At 61.7% G+C, this 23,438-nt stretch carries 18 protein-coding genes; 2 read left to right on the forward strand and 16 right to left on the reverse strand.

Going from position 1 to position 23,438, the window contains the following annotated elements; all coding sequences use genetic code 11:
• Positions 1-58: 58 nt before the first annotated feature.
• Genes fdhE through fdnG form a run of 4 tightly spaced genes read right to left on the reverse strand, consistent with a single transcriptional unit; the run spans position 59 to position 5,776 of the window.
• Positions 59-979, reverse strand: coding sequence for a formate dehydrogenase accessory protein FdhE (fdhE, locus tag ABSY17_RS02680; protein WP_378941288.1), 921 nt, complete (start codon positions 977-979; stop codon positions 59-61).
• Between the two features lie 55 nt (positions 980-1,034).
• Positions 1,035-1,742: a formate dehydrogenase subunit gamma gene (locus ABSY17_RS02685; RefSeq protein ID WP_378941289.1), complete on the reverse strand. Its 708-nt coding sequence runs from the start codon at positions 1,740-1,742 to the stop codon at positions 1,035-1,037.
• Positions 1,739-2,677 (reverse strand): formate dehydrogenase subunit beta, encoded by a 939-nt coding sequence (gene fdxH, locus ABSY17_RS02690; protein WP_378941291.1) that lies wholly within the window; start codon positions 2,675-2,677, stop codon positions 1,739-1,741. The genes ABSY17_RS02685 and fdxH overlap by 4 nt, the downstream gene beginning before the upstream one ends.
• A 12-nt stretch (positions 2,678-2,689) precedes the next feature.
• On the reverse strand, positions 2,690-5,776 hold the full coding sequence (gene fdnG / locus ABSY17_RS02695; protein WP_378941292.1) for a formate dehydrogenase-N subunit alpha: 3,087 nt from the start codon (positions 5,774-5,776) through the stop codon (positions 2,690-2,692).
• Between the two features lie 487 nt (positions 5,777-6,263).
• Here fdnG and selD point away from each other — a divergent pair, with 487 nt between their 5' ends.
• Positions 6,264-7,325, forward strand: coding sequence for a selenide, water dikinase SelD (selD, locus tag ABSY17_RS02700; protein ID WP_378941293.1), 1,062 nt, complete (start codon positions 6,264-6,266; stop codon positions 7,323-7,325).
• A 50-nt stretch (positions 7,326-7,375) separates the two neighbouring features.
• On the opposite strand, the gene ABSY17_RS02705 is transcribed toward selD, so the two are convergent.
• Genes ABSY17_RS02705 through ABSY17_RS02715 form a run of 3 tightly spaced genes read right to left on the reverse strand, consistent with a single transcriptional unit; the run spans position 7,376 to position 10,405 of the window.
• The gene (locus ABSY17_RS02705) at positions 7,376-8,392 is read right to left on the reverse strand and encodes a phosphotransferase family protein (RefSeq protein ID WP_378941295.1); all 1,017 of its coding nucleotides are present in this window, start codon (positions 8,390-8,392) and stop codon (positions 7,376-7,378) included.
• Between the two features lie 37 nt (positions 8,393-8,429).
• Positions 8,430-9,647 carry an acyl-CoA dehydrogenase family protein gene (locus ABSY17_RS02710; protein ID WP_378941297.1) on the reverse strand — a complete coding sequence of 406 codons (1,218 nt, stop codon included), beginning with the start codon at positions 9,645-9,647 and terminating at the stop codon, positions 8,430-8,432.
• 8 nt (positions 9,648-9,655) lie between these two features.
• Complete coding sequence (locus ABSY17_RS02715; RefSeq protein WP_378941299.1) at positions 9,656-10,405, reverse strand: SDR family NAD(P)-dependent oxidoreductase; 750 nt, start codon at positions 10,403-10,405, stop codon at positions 9,656-9,658.
• A 181-nt stretch (positions 10,406-10,586) separates the two neighbouring features.
• Here ABSY17_RS02715 and ABSY17_RS02720 point away from each other — a divergent pair, with 181 nt between their 5' ends.
• On the forward strand, positions 10,587-11,273 hold the full coding sequence (locus tag ABSY17_RS02720; RefSeq protein WP_378941747.1) for a TetR/AcrR family transcriptional regulator: 687 nt from the start codon (positions 10,587-10,589) through the stop codon (positions 11,271-11,273).
• Positions 11,274-11,317: 44 nt separating this feature from the next.
• Here the strand turns inward: ABSY17_RS02720 and ABSY17_RS02725 are convergent, their stop codons facing one another.
• From ABSY17_RS02725 to ABSY17_RS02765, 9 genes are all read right to left on the reverse strand, one after another.
• Entirely contained in the window at positions 11,318-12,490 is a 1,173-nt protein-coding gene (locus tag ABSY17_RS02725) for a MalY/PatB family protein (RefSeq protein WP_378941301.1), read from the reverse strand.
• A gap of 154 nt (positions 12,491-12,644) precedes the next feature.
• On the reverse strand, positions 12,645-14,156 hold the full coding sequence (locus ABSY17_RS02730) for a malonyl-CoA synthase (RefSeq protein ID WP_378941304.1): 1,512 nt from the start codon (positions 14,154-14,156) through the stop codon (positions 12,645-12,647).
• On the reverse strand, positions 14,149-15,447 hold the full coding sequence (locus ABSY17_RS02735; protein ID WP_378941306.1) for a malonyl-CoA decarboxylase domain-containing protein: 1,299 nt from the start codon (positions 15,445-15,447) through the stop codon (positions 14,149-14,151). Before ABSY17_RS02735 ends, ABSY17_RS02730 begins: the two co-directional genes overlap by 8 nt.
• Positions 15,448-15,523: 76 nt before the next feature.
• On the reverse strand, positions 15,524-16,957 hold the full coding sequence (locus ABSY17_RS02740; protein ID WP_378941308.1) for an amidohydrolase: 1,434 nt from the start codon (positions 16,955-16,957) through the stop codon (positions 15,524-15,526).
• Positions 16,958-16,961: 4 nt separating this feature from the next.
• The gene (locus ABSY17_RS02745) at positions 16,962-18,875 is read right to left on the reverse strand and encodes a CocE/NonD family hydrolase (protein ID WP_378941310.1); all 1,914 of its coding nucleotides are present in this window, start codon (positions 18,873-18,875) and stop codon (positions 16,962-16,964) included.
• 10 nt (positions 18,876-18,885) lie between these two features.
• Positions 18,886-20,544: an acyl-CoA synthetase gene (locus tag ABSY17_RS02750; protein ID WP_378941312.1), complete on the reverse strand. Its 1,659-nt coding sequence runs from the start codon at positions 20,542-20,544 to the stop codon at positions 18,886-18,888.
• Between the two features lie 23 nt (positions 20,545-20,567).
• On the reverse strand, positions 20,568-21,428 hold the full coding sequence (locus ABSY17_RS02755) for an alpha/beta fold hydrolase (protein WP_378941315.1): 861 nt from the start codon (positions 21,426-21,428) through the stop codon (positions 20,568-20,570).
• Between the two features lie 23 nt (positions 21,429-21,451).
• Positions 21,452-22,426 carry an ABC transporter ATP-binding protein gene (locus tag ABSY17_RS02760; protein ID WP_378941317.1) on the reverse strand — a complete coding sequence of 325 codons (975 nt, stop codon included), beginning with the start codon at positions 22,424-22,426 and terminating at the stop codon, positions 21,452-21,454.
• Positions 22,419-23,420, reverse strand: coding sequence for an ABC transporter ATP-binding protein (locus ABSY17_RS02765; protein WP_378941319.1), 1,002 nt, complete (start codon positions 23,418-23,420; stop codon positions 22,419-22,421). Before ABSY17_RS02765 ends, ABSY17_RS02760 begins: the two co-directional genes overlap by 8 nt.
• Positions 23,421-23,438 lie beyond the last annotated feature (18 nt).

The raw sequence follows: 23,438 nt of genomic DNA on the forward strand, positions 1-23,438 counted from the left end.
CATGTCCGCATGTTGGGCTGGCTCGCCAAAAACCTCCGTCAGCTCGAGCCTTCGCCCTCTACAAACCCGCCAGCAGTGGCGCAAACCCACCGTGGCGGTAGTGCAACTCGCGCATCAGGAGGTCGAGGCCAAGGCTCGCCACATCGTCGGCAACCGGATCGATCGCGGGATCCTTGGTCTGATAGAAGATCTTCGACCAGCCACGGCATTCCTCGCAGGTTTCGGCCTTGACGGTCCCGCCCTGCCCTTCGATTTCCTGATAACTGATCCCTTTGGTCGAGCCGCAAAGGATGCATTTGATCCGGACATAGTGCCAGAGCGTGCTGCAAAGCGAGCAAGTGCAGAACCGCGCTCCGTGCGAACCCTGCCAGCCGACAACCATGGAGGACGATGGCTTGCCCCCGCAAACGGGGCAGACAACACCTTCGGCCACCGGAACGAGCGAACTGGGATCGAGACCGGAGGCTAGGCGGGCAAGATGCAGCTGGAGGGCCGCCCAGACGTAGATGCATTCGGCGATTACGTCGTCGGGCAGGACGCCGTCGAAGACGGCTTGCATCATGGAACGGCGTTGCGCCGGATCGGCTTTTCTTACGCGCAAGAGCGCTTCGGCAGCTGCAGCCGGCTTCTCGATCTCATCTGCGGCGGCAAACAGCCGATCGAACGTAAATTCCGTTGTTTCATCCCCTTCTGTGCCATTCCGCAGCAGGGGAGGCATTTCGAACTCGCGCGCACGCATGACGGCTGCGGCATCAGGGCCAACCGGCGGAGGAAGCGTCGACTGGACGTCATGCTGCGCCTGTGCGAGATCCGCAAGAAAGGTCAGATAGGGCGCCAGGTCACTGGTTTCGGCCAGGGCACGCAAACGCCTTGCCCTGTCGGAAAAGAGCGAGATGGGATCGGGAAGACGCACAAAAGGCGGCGACGACACGTCTCCAATCGCGGTCGGATCGGCTACAATGGCACCCTTGCGTCCCATTACACTTCCTCACGAACCCGACGGGCCACGTGGAGCGGGCCACCTTGCGCCTCCGCTACCCGAGGGGCGTTCCTCCCGATTGTTTCGTCGTCGACTTGGCTACGAGTTCGCGCAGCCACATGCGATGATGCCGCCAAGCCCAACCGCCTGTCACCGTGCCTTTCGTCATTGCGCTAATCGTACCGCGTACCCAGATCGCTGCATAGACATGGACGATCCAGACGCAAATCGCCAGAATCGCCACGATCGAGTGGATCAAGATCGCCCAACGCTTCTGCTGAATGGTCGTATAAGCGGAGAAATACTGATCCCAGATGATGATCCCCGTCGTGATCAGGATCAGGATGAGGACCGACATCGACCAGAAAACAGCCTTCTGCCCAGCATTATACTTGCCGACCTCGGGCAGCCGCTCCTCGCGCCCCCTGAGAACGTCGCTGATCCGCGCAAGCCATGTACCGTCCACCCGTTTCCAAAGATTGGCTCTCCAGAAGCGTACAAACAGGCCGCAGAAGCTGAAGAAGAGTATGACGCCTATCCATGGATGAATGATACGGGTCAATTGGCCACCACCGAACAGCCCCGTCAGGAAGAAGAGGCTGGGGTGAAAGAGTGCCAGTCCGGACAGCGCCAAAAGCACAAGGCTCGCGGCCGTGATCCAGTGATTGATGCGTGCTGCGCCCCTATAACGGCTGACGATGACTGGCTTGCCGGGACGGACACTGTCGCCTTTTTCGACGTCGTATTCCGTTTGCGTGCTCATGAACGATCTCCAGCCAGCTTCTCCGCGTCCTTTTCGTCTTCGTCGGTCACCCGGTTCGGTCCCGCGACCAGATAGTGCACGAAGCCGCTCAGGGCTGCGAAGCCGATCACGGCGAGTCCGGCATATTTGGTAACGCCCTTCCAGGCCTCGACGACCGGGCTGATTTTCGGATCGTTCGGCAGACCGGCATAGATTTCGGGCTTGTCGGCGTGTTGCAGGACGTACATGACGTGCGTTCCACCAACACCCGGCGGATCGTAGAGACCGGCTTTCTCGAAGCCACGGGACTTCAGGTCCTTGATCCTACCGTCGGCCCATTCCTTCATTTGGTCCTTGGTGCCATAGACGATCGCCTGCGTCGGGCAGGCCTTTGCGCAGGCTGGTCCCTGACCGACGGCGATGCGGTCGGAGCAAAGGGTGCATTTGTAGGCGGTGTGATCGACCTGGGAAATGCGCGGGATATTGAACGGGCATCCCTTGATGCAATAGCCGCAGCCGATGCAGTTCTCATGGACGAAATCAACGATGCCGTTCGAGTATTGCACAATGGCGCCGGGCGCCGGGCACGCCTTCAGGCAGCCAGGGTCTGCGCAATGCATGCAGCCATCCTTGCGGATGAGCCATTCGAGATTGTTCGTTTCGGGGTTTTCCCACTCGGTGAAACGCATGAGTGTGAACATGTCCGGTGTCAGGTCATGCGGGTTTTCATAAGAGCCGAAATTGAATCCGATTTCCGGATGCGTGTCGTTCCACTCGATGCAGGCGGCCTGGCAGGCCTTGCAGCCGATGCACTTGGACACGTCGATGAGCTTCGCCACCTCCGTCTGCCGCGTGGCGGGCGGGGTCACGCTCGACGCCGACCGTCGTATCAGATCGGCCTCGCCGAACTTCGCGGCTTCGGGGCGGGTCGACGGGTTTGGAACAGGCGGAAACATGTCGTCGCCCTCCTATGCCACCGGCCCGGGAATGGGCTCGATATTGACAAGGAATGCCTTGAATTCCGGTGTTTCTATATTGGCGTCGCCGACGAAAGGCGTGAGCGAGTTCGGGCCGAAGCCTTTCCTGGCGGCACCCATGAAGCCCCAGTGCAACGGTATGCCGACCACATGAACCGGCTTGCCGTCGCAGATCAGCGGTTTGATCCGCTTGGTGACGACGGCCTTGGCCTTGACCGACCCGCGCTTTGACCACACGCGAACCCAGCCGCCCTTGGTGATACCTTTCTCATTGGCGAGTTCCTCGGAGATCTCGACGAAGAATTCCGGCTGCAGCACGGCGTTCACGCGGACATGCTTCGTCCAGTAGTGGAAGTGCTCGGTTAGACGATAGGATGTCGCGGCATACGGGAACTCTTCCGATCCAGGCTTGGCGAACTGCTCGAAGTCGTCCTGGAACACACGGGCCACAGGGTTGCCGCGCACATCAGGGGCAATGAGGTTCGACCTTGGCGATTCAAACGGCTCATAGTGGGCCGGGAACGGGCCGTCCTTCATCATTCCCCTGACGAAGAACCTTGAGACCCCTTCCGCGTTCATGATGAAGGGCCCAACCTCAGTCGGCTTGGCCGTCGGCGAAATATCCGGCACATCGTAGCCGGACCATTTTTGGCCGTCCCATTCGATCAGCTTGCGCGCTGGATCCCATGGCTTGCCATTGATGTCGGCCGAAGCGCGATTGTAGAGGATGCGACGGTTGAGGGGCCAGGCGAACGCCCAGTTGAGATAAGCGCCGGTCTCACCAGGATCCGACGTATCGCGCCGAGCCATGTTGTTTCCGTTCTCGTTGAAGCAACCGGAATAGACCCAGCAGCCGCAGGCCGTCGAACCGTCGTCGCGAAGTGCCGCAAAGCTCGGCAAGAGCTTGCCCGCCTCGACCACCACCTTGGTCGGGTCAACCGGATCATGGACGGCCGAAAGCGCCTTGCCGTTTATCTCCTTGGCGAGTTCCTCAGCGCTTGGCTCGCCCGCGTCGGCATAAGCCCAGTCGAGATTGAGGATCGGATCGGGGAACGCTCCGCCTTCCTTGCGATAGAGTTCCTTCAGGCGCAGGTGGATCTGCGCCATGATCCAGTTGTCGGTCATGGCCTCGCCCGGAGGCGTGCCGCCCGCCCAGTGCCACTGCAGCCAGCGACCGGAATTGGTCAGGGAGCCCTCGTCCTCGGCAAAGCAAGTCGAAGGCAGCTGGATGACCTCTGTCTGGATGTTGGCCGTGTCAACATCGTTGAACTCGCCGTGGTTTTCCCAGAACCGTGACGTTTCCGTGTCCAGCGGATCCATCGTGACCAGGAACTTGAGCTTTGACAGCGCGTCCGTCAGCTTGGCCCGGTTTGGGGCGGCCAGGAGCGGGTTGAACCCCTGGCAGATGTATCCCGTTACCTTGCCTTCGTGCATCATGTCGAAGATGCGCAACATATCGTAGCCGGACACGTCGAGCTTCGGCAGCCAGTCATAGGCGAAGTGGTTCTCAGGCGTCGCCGCTGGCCCCCACATCGATTTCATGAAGCTGACGAAGAACTTTCGGTAATTCTGCCAGTAGCTCGTCTGGTTGGGTCGGAGCGGCTTGTAGCCGCGCGTCGACATGTAGGTGTCGAAGTCCACTTCCTTGTCGGTCGGCAGGTTCATGTAGCCGGGCAGCAGATTGGACATCAGCCCGATATCGGTCAGTCCCTGGATGTTGGAATGGCCGCGAAGCGCATTCATGCCGCCGCCACGCATGCCGATATTGCCGAGGATGAGCTGCAGCATTGCCATGCAACGGATGTTCTGCGAGCCCTTGGAGTGCTGCGTCCAGCCGAGCGCATACATCGACGTCATGACCTTCGTCGGTGACGAGCACTCGGAGATCATTTCGGCGACCTTCAGGAACTTGTCCTTCGGCGTGCCGCAGATGCGCTCCACCATCTCAGGCGTATAGACGGAGACATGGGCCTTGAGCAGGTTCCACACGCAGCGCGGATTGGTCAGCGTGTCGTCGACGACAGCGTAGCCGTCCTCACCGATGACATAGTCCCAGGTCGACTTGTCGTAGTCGCGCTTGGCTTCGTCGTAACCGGTGAACAGCCCGTCCTTGTACGCGAAACCATCCTTGACGATGTAGCTGGCGTTGGTGAATGCCTTCACATAGTCCCACTGCACCTTGTTGTTCTGCATGCAGTGGTTGATGACGCCAAGCAGGAACGCGATGTCGGTGCCCTGGCGGATCGGCGCATAGAAATCCGCGACCGCTGCCGAACGGGTAAACCTCGGATCCACCACGATCAGCCTTGCGCCGCGATTGGCCTTGGCCTCCGTGACCCACTTGAAACCGCAAGGGTGCGCCTCGGCGGCATTGCCGCCCATGATGACCACCAGGTCCGTGTTTTTGATGTCCGTCCAGGAGTTGGTCATTGCGCCACGGCCGAATGTTGGAGCCAAACTGGCTACCGTTGGGCCGTGTCAGACACGCGCTTGGTTATCGAACGCCACTATGCCGGTACTTCGCACGACCTTGTAGGTTTCCCAGGCCGTTTCGTTGGTCGTGGCGGAGGCTGCCAGGAAACCGACTGTTTTCCACCGGTTCACCGTCACGCCGGCATCGTTCTTCTGGATGAAATTGGCGTCGCGATCGTCCTTCATCAGGCGCGCAACGCGATCCAGCGCGTCATTCCAACTGACGCGTTCGAACTTGTCCGATCCGGGCTTGCGGATCATCGGGTATTTCAGGCGCGTGTCAGCCTTGACGAAACCAAGCAGCGCTGCGCCTTTCGGACAGAGTGTGCCGCGATTTGTCGGGTGGTCGGTATCGCCCTCGATGTGGAAGATTTCCGCTGGCTCGCCCTTCGTCCGGTCGCCCTTCGAATACATGATGATGCCGCAGGCGACGGAGCAGTAGGGACAGGTGTTTCGGGTTTCGGTGCTGCCTGTAAGCTTGAAGGGACGGATGGCTTGGGCGTGTGCCGCCTCGATCGCATCAAAACCGAAGGCTCCGAGTGCGGTGCCCGCTATGCCCGCACCAGCTGCGCCAAGAAACTGGCGCCGAGAGAGTTCCATGTTCATCGCATGATACCTCCACTATTGGCACTGGCTTAGCGCGTGCCGTCTATGCGGATGCCATCGATGGAAACACATGACGCCCATTAGGCATCTCTAATAAGCGCTATATAGAACCGCAAATCGTGTCAAAACAATAAGAAAATTAAGCTTGAGAAGGACGCTCCTCGTCGCCGGCCATTTCGCTGGCCAGCTCTCGGCGAATTGACGCCAGATCCAAAATCGCAAATAGTTGCAACATGGCCTGTTTTTAGCTCCCGAGTATCGGGGCATTGCCTGTCGAGGTTGCCAACTGGGGCCGCTGCCAGCAACGGCAGGTCTTTTTCTCAGGGTGCCAGCCGTCTCCGCCGTGACAACCGCTGTGATCTCTGGCGGGCGGATAAGCACCATCACGCGAAAGCCTGAACGGCGTGTTGGGTTCGAGACGGATTTACATCGAACCGCTTCTCGATGCTGCGAAACCAAAGAACTCGTGAACTGGTGAGGTAGGATCATGAACGTTCCGACTGATCTCTCCGCCATTCGTCTGACGGCTCTCGCCCATGGCGGTGGCTGCGGCTGCAAGCTCGCTCCCTCGGTTTTGCAACAGCTGCTCTCGAACCAGCCGGCAGCTGGGCCTTTCGCGCGGCTGCTGGTCGGCACGGAAACCGGCGACGACGCCGCAGCCTGGAAACTCGATGACGAAACCTGCGTGATCGCGACCACCGACTTCTTCATGCCGATGGTCGATGACCCGTTCGATTTCGGCCGGATCGCCGCCGCCAACGCAATCTCCGATGTCTATGCCATGGGCGGCAAGCCGATCATGGCGCTCGCAATCCTCGGCATGCCGATCAACAAGCTGCCGACAGAAACGATACGGCAGATCCTTGCTGGAGGCGCAGCTATATGCGCCGAGGCCGGCATCCCGATCGCCGGAGGCCATTCGATAGACTCTCCCGAGCCGATCTATGGCCTGGCGGTCATCGGCACCTGTCCTGTCGCCAACCTCAGGCGCAACAGCGGCGCGAAAGTCGGAGATGCCCTGATCCTGACCAAGGCGCTCGGCGTCGGGATATATTCCGCTGCTTTCAAGAAGTCAGCGCTCGCCCCTGAAGCCTATGACGAACTCGTCGCATCAACGACGCTCCTGAACCGCGTCGGCGCAGAACTCGCCAAGGACCCGTATGTGCATGCGATTACCGATGTCACCGGTTTCGGCATCCTTGGCCACGCCCTGGAGATGGCCCGAGGTTCGAATGTCGGAATTTCGCTCAGGGCGGGCGACATCGCCCTTTTCAGCCAATGTACTGCACTCGCCCAACAGGGCTATGTGACCGGCGCCTCACACCGCAACTGGGCGAGCTATGGGACGAGTATCGTCCTGCCCGAGGATCTGCCGGAATGGTGGCGCCACATCCTGACCGACCCCCAGACGTCGGGCGGACTCCTCGTGTCGTGCAGCCGCGGCCGGGCCGCAGCGCTGCTCGAGGAAATCGTCACCGCCGGCTATCCATCAGCACGCATTGTTGGCACTGTTGAAGACCGAGCGCCAAGCGTGCGTGTCCTTGCCTGACTTGCTGCACGCATGCTCGCGGGGCCTTGCGTTCCCATGATGCGAAGCCGCTACCAGGGGCGCGCGCCGTCGATGATTTCCATGGCGCGCGCGGCGAAGCGGGCGGCGAGAGGCCCAACGTCCGCGGCATCGGGCGCCGCCGCATTTCCGGCCCGCGCCCGGTCGGCGATGCCGACGAAGATCACGGCAAAACGGAACAGCGAAAAGACCAGATGGAAGCGTTCGAGCGGCGGAGTCGGTGCCGCGTGGGCGAAATAGTGATCCAGGAATTCACGTTGGCTCGGGATGCCGAGCGCCGCAATGTCGCGGCCGAGGATGCCGCCATATTCCTCCGGCGAGGAATGCCAGGTCATAGAGCAAAAGCCGAGATCGGCGAGCGGATGGCCGAGCGTCGACAATTCCCAGTCGAGTATGCCGATCACCTCGGGCTTTTCGGGATGGAACAGGAGATTGCCGAGGCGGAAGTCGCCATGGGCGATCGACACGCGGCCGTCATCGGCCGGCAAGTGCTGGGGCAGCCAGTCGGCCACGGCTTCCAGAACAGGGATCGGTTCGCCTGAAGATTCCCTGAGCTGCCTGGTCCAGCGAGCTATCTGGCGCTCGAAATAGTTGCCGGGCTTGCCATAGTCGCCAAGGCCGATGTCGTCTGGACGCGCCGCATGCAGCTTGGCCATCGCCTCGGCCATGCCGAGATAGATGCCGGCCCGTTCCTCGCGTGAAAGCCCCGGCAGCGAACAGTCGTGGAAGACGCGGCCCTCTAGCCGATCCATCAAGTAAAAGGGTGTTCCCAGAGGCGCGTCATCGTCGTGAAACAGCACCGGCTTCGGCACTGGCACGTTGGTCGGCGCCAGCGCTTCGAGCACACGGAACTCGCGGTCGATGGCGTGCGCGCCGCGCAGGATCGGCCCCGCCGGTTTCTTGCGCAGCACCATGCGGCGCTCGCCGAAATCGACGAAATAGGTGGGGTTGGACTGGCCGCCGCCGATCCTTTCGAGCGTCATCTCGCCCGCGCCGAAACGCGCGGCGAGAAACGCCTCGAGTGCCGTCGGATCGAAGTCTGCGGTCATGACGCTTTGCACCGTGTCCTCGCTTGTCATCAATGCGTTACACCTTTGCCTCGCCATCGACGTTCCAGCGCCAGAAGTCGGAACCTTCCTCGTTGAGGAAGCGGTTCAGCACCATCTTGTGCACTTCGTCGGCACCGTCGACCAGCCGCGCCTGACGCGCATAGCGGTAAATCCATTCGAGCACGGTGTCCTTCGAATAGCCGCGCGCGCCGTTGATCTGGATCGCCACGTCGGCGGCGTCGTGCAGCACGTTCGCCACCTGGACCTTGGCCATCGACACTTCCTTGCGGGCAAAGCCGCCACGGTCGAGCTCCCACGCCGCCTTCATCACCAGCATGCGGCCGATCTCGATGCGCATGGCGAGGTCGCCGAGCTTGAGCTGGATGCTCTCGCGGTCGGCCAGCCTGACACCGAAACCGTAGCGCTCGGCGGCATAGGCGCGCGCGATCTCGACGCAGCGCTTGGAAAGCCCGAGCCAGCGCATGCAATGGGTGAGCCGTGCCGGCGCGAGCCGCACTTGCGTAACCTTCATGCCCTTGCCCTCGCCGGCGAGCAGGTTTTCAACGGGGACCTCGAGGCCGTTAAACTCCAGTTCGCAATGGCCGCCATGTTCTTCCGGCCCCATGATCTCGATGCGGCGCTTGATGGACCAGCCCGGCTGGTCCTTGTGGAACATCAGAGCCGACAACCCATGCTTGGGATCGTCGGAGGTGCGGGCGATCAGGATAAAGTGACTGGCATCCTCCGCCCCCGTGATGAACCACTTGCGGCCGGTGACGACATATTTGTCGCCGCGCCTTTCGGCCCGAGTGGCGATCATCGAAGGGTCTGAGCCGCCGCCGGGATGCGGCTCGGTCATGGCGAAGGCCGAACGCACCTTGCCCTCGACGATCGGCTTCAGCCATTTTTCCTTCTGCTCGGGCGTGCCAAGTGCCTCCAGCACCATCATGTTGCCATCGTCGGGCGCAGCCGAATTGAAGACGACCGGGCCGAAGATCGAGCGGTTCATCTCCTCGTAACAGACAGCCATGCCCATCTTGCCGAGCCCGGCGCCACCGCTCTCCGGCTTGAGTTGCAGACACCACAGGCCGGCGGCCCTTGCCTTGGCGCGAAGCGTTTCAAGCGTCGGCAGGGCAATGTTGCCATGCTCGTCATACGAAGCCTTGTCGGCCTCCAGTGGCAGGATTTCGCGATCGACGAAATCGGCGATGCGTGCACGGCAATCTTCAACGCGGGCGGGGATGTCGAAATTCATGACGGCACTCACAAGGATGAAACGAGATGGCCGCCGTCGATCTCGATCGACGAGCCGGTGATGTAGCTGCCGGCGGCGGAAGCGAGCAAAAGCAGGGCGCCGTCGAGTTCTTGCGGCTGGCCAAGCCGGCGCTGCGGGATGCGCTTGATGAGGTCGAGACCGGCGGCGGAGGTGAAAAACTCGCGGTTGATGTCGGTCTCGATATAGCCGGGGCAAAGCGCGTTGACGCGGATGCCCTCACGCGCCCATTCCAGCGCCAGCGCCTTGGTCAACTGGATCACGCCGGCCTTCGAGGCGGCATAGGCGCTGAGATTGCCGGCGACGCGGTGGCCGAGGATCGAGGCAATGTTGACGATCGCCCCACCCCGGCCAGATGCCTTCATGCCGCGCGCCACAGCCTGGGCTACGACAAACACGCCCTTGAGGTTGGTGTCGAGCACGCGATCCCATTCAGCCTCGTCGAGATCGAGTGCGCGTGAGGCTCCCGAGATGCCGGCGTTGTTGATCAGGATATCAAAGTTTTTGCCCGCCAGCGCCTCTGCCACCGACGCGCTATCGGTCACGTCCATCTGGATCGCGGCAGCGTTGCCGCCTGCAGCCGATATGTTTGCGCAAGCTTCCTTCAGCGCCTCACGTCGGCGCGCAGCCAGCGTGACGCTTGCGCCATAGCTTGCGAGCAGTTCTGCAAAGTGCAAGCCAAGTCCGCCGGAGGCGCCGGTAATGAGGGCGGATTTCCCCTTGAGATCGTCGAACAGCATCGGGTCTTCACCTCAAAAATCGAGCGAGCGCTCGCTTTCTTTATTCGCCTGCCTCCCCTTTTGCAACTGGGCATTTGCTGCTATCTCAAAAGCGAATGGCTACGCAGCTGGATCCGCCTGCACGGCGATCGGAGGCAGATTGAATTTCGCAAGGCACAGGCAATGGACAGCCACGTTTTCGATGGAGGCGCTTTGCGCGCGCATCCTTGAGCGACACCGCGATTCCGTGCGTGTGCAAAAGCCGCATGTTGCGGTCGCCAATCTCGCACGCATCATCGAGGCGACGCTAAAGCTGTCGAACAAGCAGGGCTTCCACGCCACCAGCCTGCGCGACCTGGCCCAGGCCTCGGGCCTCAGCATGGGCGGGCTGTATTCTTATTTCGACAACAAGACGACGCTGCTGTCGATGATCCTTGGTGAGGTTGCAACCACGGTGAACGAGGTGCTCGAAGCTGCGCCGGAGGAGATCGTCGGCGATCCGCTCGAGCATCTGAAATGGCTGATCGAGGCCCATATCCGGCTGACTGAGGCGATGCAGCCCTGGTTCGTATTTGCCTATATGGAGGCCAAATCATTTCCGACGGCGGAACGGAAGATGGCGGTCGAGAGCGAGGCCGCAACCGAAGAGATTTTTGCCGGTGTGCTGAGGAATGGCGTCGCGAGCGGCACTTTCGCAATCTCCGATGTCGAACTGACCGCGTCGCTCATCAAGCCGCTACTGCAGGACTGGTACGTCAAGCGAGGGAAATATCGCAAACGCGGGACCACGATCGAGGCTTATGTCGAAATGGTCACCACGATCATCGTGGCGGCGGTGCGTGGTAAAATGCGCCACGCACCGGAGCAACTGAGCCAAGCGCAAGAGTAGCGCAATTGGCCATGCAGCCTACAATACCCAACTATACTTGACGGCTATTGCAGGTCGGAAAATGCGGCTTGAAGCCGCGAAACTGCTTCATCGATCATTGCTCGGGAACAGGCGAAGTTGAAGCGCAGGAATCCATCGCCGCCCAAACCAAATGTTTGACCATGGTTTGTCGCAATGCGTGCCTCTTTTTCCACGCGCGTGATGAACTCTTCGCTGCTCAGGCCTGCACCCGATCCGTCCACCCAGGCCAGGTAGGTTGCCTCCAGCGGCATGGACCGCAAGCCCGGAATGGCGGCGATACCAGCGTCGAAGGCTTTCCGGTTGCCGTCCAGATAGCGGACCAGGTCATCTACCCACTCCGCCCCTTCAGGCGAATAGGCAGCCGTGACCATGTGCATCCCAAAGGAGTTGGGCGAGATTCCGAGTGCCTGGTGACGCCTTGCGAAGGCGTTTCTGAGCTTTTCATCGGAGATGATCACGTTCCCGATATGCGCCCCCGCGATATTGAACGTCTTGGTCGAGGCAGTCATCATGACCAGACGCTCCGCGGCTTCGGGCGCGGCAATGGTCATGGGGATGTGCCGTTGACCGGGAAATACCAGATCGTGATGGATTTCATCCGATACCAGTATGAGGTTGTGACGCGCGGCAAAATCGGCCACTCCGCGCAACTCCTCCAGCGTCCAGACGCGGCCGCCGGGATTGTGGGGCGAGCACAGGATCAGCATCTTCTCCCGACCTGTCATGCGCTCATCCCAACTGTCGAAGTCCATCCGATAGCGTCCATCCTGCTGGACCAAAGGAAGCTCGCGCACTTCGCGCCCCCCCCCACGCACCACCCTCGCAAACGCATGATAGACCGGCGTCATCAGAGCCACGACGTCACCCGGTTCGGTCCAGGTGTCGACACATAGCGCAGTGCCATTCACAAGCCCGTGGGTCGTAAAGATCGTGGCAGGGTCCAATTGCCAGCCATGACGGTTCGCCATCCACCAGCAAATTGCCTCTCGATACGCGGCTTCGTCGCCGAAATAGCCATAGATGCCGTGACGAAGCATCCGTTCCAGAGCCTGCTGCACGGCCGCCGGAGGACGGAAATCCATGTCGGCTACCCACATCGGCAATGCGTCGTCCGAAGACAGGCCGTAAAGCGGTTCCATCATGTCCCATTTCGAGCAATGAGTTCCACGACGATCGATGTTCTCGTCAAAATTCATTGAAATCTCCGGATGCCGTGCAAATTCTGGAAAACTGTTCGTCGTCGAGGGTGCGATTGAAGCACGCTTCTGCTTCGTACAGTGGCAAGTTGCAAACCCAAAGTATCCAGTTTGCCTGGGCTCACAGGCCAGCCACTGCCATCCGCTGAAACGTTCAGGCGAAAAGGGACACGAACTGCTGTCGAAGCAGGTTCTTCTGCACCTTGCCCATGGTGTTGCGCGGCAGGTCTGCAACGACTGCGACATGCTTCGGCTGCTTGAACCTGGCCAGGCGTTCGCCCATCGCCGCGGCCACGGCGGCAGTGTCGATGGTCTCGCCGGGCCGCGCCACCAGAACCGCAATCACTGCCTCACCGAAATCAGGATGCGGCACGCCAACGACCGCACTTTCCAGGATGCCCGGCTGTTCATCCAGGATGAGCTCGATCTCCTTGGGATAGACGTTGTAGCCACCGGTGATGATGAGATCCTTCTGGCGCCCGATAATGCTGACATAGCCGTCGGCGTCGATCGTGCCGATATCGCCGGTGATGAAAAAGCCGTTCTCGCGCAATTCTTCGCGCGTCTTCTCGGGCATGCGCCAATAGCCTTTGAAGACATTGGGGCCACGCACTTCGATGACGCCCGGCTCACCCTGCTGCACGACTTCACCGGATTCGGGGTCGGTGATCTTCACCTCGACGCCGGGCAAGGGGAGGCCCACCGTTCCCGCTCGGCGCTCGCCATCATACGGGTTCGATGTGTTCATGTTGGTTTCGGTCATGCCATATCGTTCGAGGATACGATGACCTGTGCGCGCCTCGAAACGCTGATGCGTTTCGGCCAGAAGCGGGGCCGATCCGGATGTGAACAGGCGCATGTGGCGCGTCAACTCGCCGGTGAAGGTGGGCGTATCGAGAAGCCGCGTGTAGAAGGTCGGCACGCCCATCATCGTTGTGGCGCGAGGCAACCATTTGAGCATTTCATCGGTCTTGAAACCCGGCAGGAAGATCATGGATCCGCCCGACAGCATCACGACGTTGCTCGCAACGAAGAGCCCATGGGTGTGAAAGATCGGCAGCGCGTGCAGCAGCACGTCATTTTCATCGAAGCGCCATTCATCGGCGAGAACCCGGGCATTGGACAACAAGTTCTCGTGGCTCAGCATCGCTCCTTTCGAACGACCCGTGGTGCCGGAGGTGTAGAGAATGGCGGCGAGGTCATCGCCAGAACGCGTTACAGGCGCAAACTTCGTTCCAGCGACCCTTGCGCGATTTCGCAGACTGCCCTCGCCGTCGGCATCCAGTGTTTCGAACTGCGCCCCATTGCGCTGCGCAATCGGCGACAGCATCTCGGCCTTGGCAGGATCTCCAACCAGAAGAGATGCGCCTGCATCCGAGACGAAGTATTCCACCTCCGCCGCCGTATAGGCGGTGTTCAGCGGCAGGAAGACTATGCCCGTCGCTATGGCTGCGCAGTAAAGTGCCAGCGCTTCGGGCGTCTTCTCCACCTGCACCGCCATCCGGTCGCCGGATTTCAGGCCGAGGCCGGTCAATGCGGCGGCCAGCGACATCGCCGTGTCGTGCAGGTTTTTGCCGGAAATTTCCTTCCCCCTCGCGTCAGTCAGAAATGTGCTGCTGCGCGTTGCGAGCGGGGCCACCAGATGATCGTAAAGCGGATTAGGCACGGCGTCTTTTCCTGTCCTTGCGTAGAAGCTGTTCGACCTGCCGGGATGCAGAGACGGTTCCGGCAGCAACATAACGCTCACTGTTGCGGCTTACCGACGGCAGATCGTAGAGATAGTTCACCATCACCGTCGACGACTGCCCCCAGCCATTGGCAGACGTGTCAGCTATGGCATGGACGTCGTGCAGCAACGCACCATTTGCGAGATGGAAACGTGCAACGGCGTCATAGGGAAGGCCATCCGGCCGCTTTGCTTCCAGCAGATACTCCGCGCCAAGTCGCCGCAGCCAATCCTCGTCGCCTGCAATCGCCTGGGGATCGCGGCCTTCGGTACGCGCCAGCAAGGCAGCCAGTTCAGGCCTGTTCGCCGAACATTTCCGCAGCCAGCGGTTCAATCCGGGCACGGGCGAGAGGGTTACGAACGTCGACAGGCCCGGAACATCTCGTGCCAATTCCTCGACGACCTGCTTGATGAGGAGGTTGCCAAAGGAAATTCCCTTCAGGCCTTCCTGGCAGTTCGAGATCGAATAGAAGACTGCCGTGTCGATTTCGTTTTCATGCAAAGGTTCGCGGCCTTCGCTTAGAAGATCCTGCACTGAATTGGGTATGCCGCGGCACAGGGCCACTTCGACGAAGATGAGCGGCTCCTCGGGCATTGCAGGATGGAAAAAGGCAAAGCAACGGCGGTCGCGCGGCAGCATCCTGCGCCGAAGCTCCTGCCAATCACCGATGGCATGGACGGCTTCGTACTCGATGATCTTCTCGAGGATGCTGGCGGGCGTACTCCAGTCGATCTGCCGCAGCACGAGGAATCCACGGTTGAACCAGCTGGAGAACAGGTGCCGAAAATCGGTATCGATCACACCAAGCTCAGGTGCTTGCGGGATCAGGCCCAACAGATCGCGACGCATCCGCACCAGCCACGCGGTTGCCCCCGGGGACTGATTGAGGCGGCGCAGCAGTTCCTGCCGGCGCGGTTCCGCTTCACGCGACAACCGGTTCAGCGTGTCAGCACTGCGCTCGGTCCGATAGGCTTCGACAGCGGCATTCAGGCGATCCGTATCAAGGTCCAGGTGGTCTGCCAGATGGGCAAAGAAGTCACGCTTCGCCGCATCGTCCATTGCCTGATAGCGCGACAGGATTTCGCGTGCCAACCGCATGCCCGAGACTTCGCCCTCTCCCGACAGGAGCGCTTCGATCCTTTCGGCCAATGCCCCGGCGCCGGACGTATGGTCCGACAGCCGCTCCAAGCGCCTTTCGAACAGCGTCGCCATCAGGTCGGCGAAGAACATTCCCAAATGTCGTCACTCCCAAGTTCGGCGTCATCGACACGAGTGTGTCGCGATTTTCTTTCCCCAGAGGTTGCCACTAGGCTGGAACGGAGCCTGGGACGTCCGCTGGTACCAGCGAGAGATACGGCCGGCCATCGCGGCGTTCTTCGTGTTCCCTTCGGGCCTCTTGGATGAGGGATGGATTGGCGATCAGTTCCAGTGCCGCGCCGGCCATTGCGGCGGCAGCCCGCACCATGGCCCTGTGCGCGGCGGGGCTGCAACCCTGAGCCACGACCTGCCAGCTATGGCTGGGCGTGCCAACGGCCCAGGTCGCCGTCGAACACTCGACAACAGGAACAACCCAACTGACGTCGCCGACATCCGTCGAACCCGACCCTTGGGTCATTCGCCCGTCAAATGGCCGGAGCCCTTCGTGCAACGGAAGCCGCCCTTCGCCCGACGACAGGAGTACGTCCTGCTCGGTGCGTGCTCGGCGCTCAACGCCGGTCTGATCCGCAAGCGACAAACGGATTTGCTCGGCAAAGGCCCGCTCGCCAATGGTGAAGTCAAGACGCCCCAGCCTTTGCATGACGCCATGCATGACATGGCAAAGCACAGCATTCGGCAGCACGTTCGAAGCGCCCCCCTGGGGCAGGAAATCCACCTCGGTGCCCGTCATCAGGGCTGCGCCGCGGCCGATGTCATCGACGCGAGCGACCAGATCATGGACCTCATCGAGCTCCGGGGCGCGGATCATGTAAAGCACCTCCGCGCGCGCCTGCACCACCGCCGGCGCGGCGCCGCCGGCATCGGTGATCGCATAATGCAGACGGACGTCGGGAGACACGTGCTCGCGCAGAAAGTTCGCGCCGATGTTCATCAGCTCAACCGCATCGAGCGCGCTGCGGCCCAGATGCGGCGACATGGCTGCGTGGGCAGCCGTGCCCCGGAAGCGGTAGGCACGGTTGACAACGGCCAGCGTCGAGCGAGCCCGAACGCCGTTGAAGGTGCCCGGATGCCACCCGATCGCCACTGCGGCATCGTCAAATGCCCCCGCACGGACCATGTGTCCCTTACCCCAGCCGCCTTCTTCGGCAGGGCAACCATAATAGCGAACCCGAGCTCGGATTCCGGTGTGCTTGAGCACTCCGGCCAGCGCCGCGGCGGCCAGCATCGACCCGCCACCGAGGAGATTATGCCCACACCCATGACCATTGCCATCCGGCACCAGGGGCTGCTGCTGTGCTCGGCCGGCAACCTGGCTAAGGCCCGGAAGGGCGTCGAATTCGCCCAAAAACGCGATGACCGGGCCGTGGTCGCCCCAGTCCGCCGCGAAAGCCGTATCGAGTCCACCCAACCGGTGGGTGATGCGGAACCCCTGCGCCTCCATCGCATCGATCTGCAGCGCAACGGAGCGGTGCTCGGCAAAGCACAGTTCCGGCGTTGACCAGATCTTGTCGGCCACCGCCTTGAAGGCCGGAGCAAGGCCGGCGATCGCGGCATCAAGCAGAGCGCGGGGGTCCGTTTCCACCAGCTTAGCCCCGACGCATGATCGGCAGGATCACCCGGGAGGGGTGCTTGCGGTCGTGATGGATCGCATTCACGGCCTTGCGCATGTGGGTATGGTAGCCGATCGGTTCACCGGTATTCGGGTTTACGTCGAACCTCGGAAACGATGACGATGAAACCAGCACCCGCAACCGGTGGCCCGCCTTGAAGACATTCGACGTCGGGTAAAGTTCGAAGCGTACCTTCACGACCTCGCCTGCCTTCATCAATGTCGGCTTTTCGAAGCTGTCACGATAGCGGACGCGGAAGATGCTCTCGCAGAGGTTCATGCGATAGCCGTCGGGCCAGGCCTCGCTTTCGGGATAGACGTCCTGCAGTTGCACGAAGATGTCGGTGTCCGGTGCGTCCGAGGAGAGGTAGATCTCGACCTCGGGGCCGCCGACGACGTCGGTGTCCTCGGCGAAAGGCCGCGTCGTGAAGGCCAGAACGTCGGGCCTGTCGGCGAGATCGCCATAGGGCGCCTCGGCCCCGTGAACGCCCTTGCGAGTGACCTGGTCGCCCGCGCCCTGAAGCACGAGGCTCTCTCGAAGCGTGATCGGGTCGCCGGTGCGCATCATCCGGGGGAACGGCGGCAGGTTCTGCGTCATCGACGACACGTTCGAGGCAACCGTCGGCATCGGCTTCGCCGGATCGAAGGTGAAGCGGCTGGGTTCCGAGGCGTCGGGCAGCGTCGACGACAGCGAGCCGTCCGAATGCAGGTACCAGTCCTCTGGCACGACCCCCACCGGTGGCCATTGCTCGGAGCTGCGCCATTCGCCGCCATGCACGAGGCGGCCGGCCGAGTTCTTGGTGCCGTTCCCGCCCATGTGGAAATAGCGGACTTTCGGCTGATCGACCCAGGCGCTTTCGTCGCCTTTCAGGAAGCGATCGAAGAACCGAAGCATCAGTTCCATGCGGTCCTTGGCGAGATTGCCCTTGATCGGCGCCGTCGGCCCCATGTCGACATTGCCGACCAGCGGATTGTCGAGGTTGGGACCGCCATGAACGCCAGGCGCCATCAACAGGTACTGGTGGGAGAGCCTGCCCTCCAGGTCCGTGAAGTTCTTGATCGTCGCGCGCGGATAGGTGTCGTACCAGGCGCCGGAATAGACGGTCGGCACGTCGGCTGTCCGGTCGCGATAGGCCTCGGCATTGAGGGTCGGGTTAACCCAATAGTCGCTGAAATCGGCGTTGCGATAATATTCCAGCGCCAGCTTTTCCCACTTCGGAAGCGGCGACAGCGGGCTGTTTCCTTCGCTCCACGGCAAACGGCAGAACCACTCATACATGTTCTCGGAATTGCGGACGAGTTGCGCCTGGAGCGCCGGATCGGCGTGCGCCTCCTGCGAGTGGATGCTGTTGGTCACGAGCCAGGCCAGCCAGCGCAGTTCCAGCGTGCCGTGGTGGCGCAGCGCATGCATGAACGCATTGGAGCCGCCCTGGTTGACCCACATCGCCTTGAGGTGCGGCGGGCGGTTGATCGCAGTCGCGGTCTGGTTCCAGGCCCGCAGCGAGCTGCCCTGGGTACCGATCATGCCGTTGCAATAGGGCAGCGTGGCCAGCCATTCGATGACGTCGTGGCCATCTTCGCCTTCCTTCTGGTCGAGAAGGACGAAGTCGCCTTCGGAATCGAAGCGGCCCCGTGAATCCTGGACGACATAGATGTAGCCGCGGCGGGCGAAATACTCGCCGTTCTTGGCCTGCCCCGACGGGCCCTTGCCCGAGCGGGTGTCGTAGGGCGAACGGGTGACAACGGCTGGAAACGGTCCGGGCAGCGGCTCGCCGTTGCGGGCCGGGCGAAAGATGTCGACCGACAGCTTCACGCCGTCACGGGCCACGCACTTCACCGAACGCGCGATCATTACGTCGTAAGGCGCTGCTTGCCTGTTTGTCTCTTTCATCGCGTTCTCCTCACGCTTGCGTCTGGGGCTTGCCCTGCCGGGCGGCGAATTCACGCAAGCGCAGGTCGCGGCGCTGGATTTTGCCCACTGGGTTTTTCGGCAGCTCGCCGATGAACTCTATCCGTCTGGGATATTTGTAAGGGGCCGTCAGCCGCTTGACGAAATCCTGCAGCTCACGGGCCAGCGCATCGCTGCCCTCAAAGCCGTCATGAAGCACGACGAAAGCCTTCACCACCTCGCCGCGTTCCTCATCGGGGCTTGGGACGGCTGCCGCCTCGCGCACCGTGGGATGTTCGACCAAGGCGTTCTCGACCTCCTGCGGGCCGATGCGATAGCCGGCGGAATTGATGACATCATCGGCTCGTCCCTCATAGTAGAGGTAGCCCTCGTCATCTGCGCGGGCATTGTCGCCAGTCAGGAAATAGTCCTGCCCGTCCAGCACCGTCCGGGTGGACGCGGTGCGCTCGGGGTCCTGCCAGTAGCCTAACATCAGATGGGCGCTGGGAAGACGGAGCGCGATCTGCCCGGTCTCGCCCGAAGCAGCAAGGTTGCCGTCGCTGGTGATGAGGTCGAGGACAACGCCCGGCAGCGCGCGGCCCATGGCACCGGGACGCACCTCGGTATCGCGATAATTCGCGACGAGCATCAACGTCTCGGTCAGTCCGTAGGCTTCGAGCACCGGTTTTCCGGTCATCGCCTGCCAGGCCGACAGCACGGGCGGGTTCAGCGATTCACCGGCGGAAACCGTCAGCCGCAATTTCGGGAGCTTCCTGTTGGCAAGATCCAGCGCGACCAGGCGACGGAGTTCTGTCGCGGCGGCACAATAGACAGTGACCCCATGACGGGCGATCAGTTCCAGCCTGTATTCCGGATCGAAGGGCCCATCGTAGAAGAGTACCGTCGAGCCCCGGCTCCACGGCCCAAAGAGGATCGAGGTTCCCGCCTTCGACCAACCGGTGTCGGCGGTACAGAACATCACATCGTCCTGACCCAAATCCAGCCAGTGTTCGGCCGATCCGCGCCAGGCGTGGAGCGCCCGCGAGGCATGGGTGACCCCCTTGGGCAGGCCGGTCGAGCCAGAGGTATAAAAGATCAGTGCGGGGTCCTCGGCACGGACCGTTGCTGCACGGAATTCTCCGGCCTCCTCCCCGATCAACTGATCGAAAGCAAGCCAGCCTTGCGGCGGGGATGAGGTGTGTTCCGCACCTGCTGGATCAACAGCAATCCGCAGCGAACCCGCCGGCGCAGAAGCGAATTTTCCAACTTCGGACACTGTGGTGATAACCGTCGTCGCTCCCGAATTCGACAGTCGATAGTCGATATCCTTGGCCGTCAGCATTGTGACGCAGGGAATGGCGATCGCACCGAGCTTGAGCACGGCCACCATCGCCAGCTGCCATGCGGGAATGCGCGGAAGCATGACCATGACCCGGTCGCCGGGACCGATGCCGCGGCGGCTCAGCGCCGCAGCCAGCCGATCGGTCAGTGCAGCGATTTCCGCAAAACTGTAGCTGCGCTCGCGGCCGGCGGCATCGCACCAGATCAACGCAGGAGCTGCGGCGTTGCGCGCCGCATCCGCAGCCCAGGCATCGACGACATCAGTGCCGAAGTTGAAGGTCTCGGGAGTTGCGGGCCGATATTCGGCGCGCAATCTTTGGTATCTATCCATGGTGTTCTTCCTGCAACCGCCCGTCAGGCGCTGTGCAGGTCCCCCAGAAAGGTACGGGCCGTATTGGCCAGATGCACGGGTTGATCTCCCCAGATCGTGTGGTTGCTGTTCGACACGACTTCCAGGCGCGCGTTTGGAAATGTGCGGGTCAGCTCCTCGGCCTGGTTGCCGCTCAGAACATTGGAACGATCGGCGTTCAGCACCAGCACCGGCACCTTGATTGCAGCGATATCAGCCGATTGATCGGTCGATAGGTTGAAGAAGAGCTTGGTGATCGCAAGCAGGTCATAAGCCCAGCTCCAGCTTCCATCGGCCTCCTGGCGGAAGTCGCCTTGCATGGCCAGGCGGTGCATCTGGTCGCTCAGGCCTGCCCGCTGCGGCAACCCGCGAGCGAAGGCCTCAGCCTCGGCGCGGGTCGGGTAGTTGCGGCGTCGTGTGTGATGCGAACGAAGGTATTTGACGATTTCGGCATCGGCAACGAAGAAGCTCGGGTCCGAGAGGATCATGCCGGCGACACGGTCGGGGTTGGCTGCCGCGAAGGAAACCGCGACCTGGTTGCCCACTGAGCTGCCGAGGAGCGTGATGCCCTTGAGGTCAAGTTTCTCCGTCAACCGGGCAACATCGCCCGCCAGTTCGGCGATCGTGTAGGTCGAATTCGGCCTGTCCGAAGCTCCATGACCGCGCATGTCTACGGCGATCACACGGAATTCGTCCCTCAAGCTGGCGCCGAGGTGTCCCCAGGCATGCGCCGTCATCGAGGTACCGTGCAGGCAAATCAACACCGGGCCAGTGCCGCCATTGTCGAGATAGCGGATTTTTACGCCATCGAGGTCGACGATATCCGACTTCCAGTTCGGTTCGATGTGCAAGGAATCATCAGTCATTTGGTCTTGCCTTGAAAGAGTTGCTAGTTGTCGTTCTGGGCGACACAGGCGGCCGCCTGACGACCATCCGGTTCTGCCACCATGTGATGCGCAAGATCGGCGCAAGCGGGTTGCGCCAGCGGGCAGCGGCTGCGAAACCGGCAGCCGCTCGGCGGATTGCGAGGGCTCGGCACATCGCCCTTGAGCAAGGCCACAGTCTCGATGCGCGCATCAGGATCAACCTTTAGCGACGAGGCCAGCAGCGCCTTCGTATAGGGATGCCGTGGCTTGGACAGGACGTCAACGACCCGTCCGATCTCCATGATCCGGCCCAGATACATCACCGCCACCCGGTCGGCGAACTGGCCTACCACGGTGAGATCATGCGAGATGAACAGGTAGGTCAGACCGTATTCGGCCTGCAGGTCCTTCATCAGGTTCAGTATTTGCGCCTGGACGGAAACGTCGAGCGCCGACGTTGCCTCATCCAGCACGACGAGTTCTGGCCGCAATGCCAGCGCGCGCGCGATTGCCACGCGCTGTTGCTGTCCGCCCGAGAGCTGGTGAGGAAACTTGAAGAAGGCAGCAGCCGGAAGCTCGACCTGCGCCAGCAGTTCACGAACCCGCGCGTCCCGCGCGGCGCCACGGGCGATCCGGTGTACATCCAGCCCTTCTCCGATCAAGTCGCCAACCGTCCAGCGCGGATCGAGCGAACCAAGTGGGTCCTGGAACACGACCTGGGCGCGCCGGGCGATGTCGCGACGGCTGGCCGCCTCGCCGTAGGACGTGGAAATCTTGCCTTCGGCCACATCCTCGAGCCGCAGGATGGCGCGCCCGAGCGTACTTTTTCCGCAGCCGGATTCGCCCACCAACGCAAGGGTTTCGCCGCGCATCAGGTCAAAGCTGACCTTTTCCACAGCGCCGACATGACCAACAACGCGCTGAAAGAAGCCGCGCCGTATGGGATAGCGAACGCTTACATCTTGCACGGACAACAGGCTGGCGGCGGCATCAGACATGGGGTGCAATCTCCTCAGCCCTAAGACAGCGCAACAGATGACCGTCGGCAGCGGATTCCAAATGTGGCGCCTCGCTGGCGCAACGACCGACAGCCATCGGGCAGCGCGGGTGAAAACGGCATCCCGAGGGCATGGCAACAGCCGAGGGAACCGAGCCGGGCAATGCGGCAATCCTTGCGCCGGGCACGCCGGTCGGCAGACTTGCCAACAAGGCGCGGGTGTAGGGATGGCGCGGCGCGTTGATTATGTCGGCAACCGTCCCCGTCTCGACCACCTGGCCGGCATACATGACGGCAACACGATCGGCCATGGCTGCGACCACGCCGAAATCGTGGGTGACGATGACCAGCGCGAGATTGAGTTCGCGCTGCAGGCGACGGATCAGATTGAGCACCTGTGCCTGGATGGTGACATCCAGTGCGGTGGTGGGCTCGTCCGCGATCAGAAGTTCCGGCTCCGAGGCGAGCGCGATGGCTATCATCGCCCGCTGCCGCTGGCCGCCGGACAACTGGTGAGGATAGCGGTCCAGCGCCTCTTCCGGGTCGGGCAGGCCGACCTGCCGCAGCCAATCCGCCCCCTTGCGCCGCAACGCCTCCTTGCCGGTCAGTCCGGTGAGGCTGATAGCCTCGTTCAACTGCTGGCCGATGGAAAAAACCGGATCGAGCGCTCGTGACGGATTCTGAAAGATCATCCCGATGCGACGACCAAGAAGTCCACGACGGCGCCGCTCGCGGTCGCTCAGATGCGAGATTTCCTCGCCATCCAGCATGATGCGACCGCGGGTGATCGCCCCACCACGACCGAGCAATCCGGTAACGGCTAGGACCGTCACCGATTTTCCGGAACCCGACTCGCCGATCAGTGCGAGTGCTTCGCCGCGCCGCACGCTCAACGAGACATCCGAACAGACTTCAAGCTTGCCGTAGCAGAGGGCAAGGCTCTCCACTTCAAGCACGGGCTGCTCATCCATTGTCGTGGAGTTGCATACGGACATGTCAGTCTCGGCAATAGC

Source organism: Mesorhizobium sp. ANAO-SY3R2 (assembly GCF_042466635.1).
GTDB lineage: Bacteria > Pseudomonadota > Alphaproteobacteria > Rhizobiales > Rhizobiaceae > Aminobacter.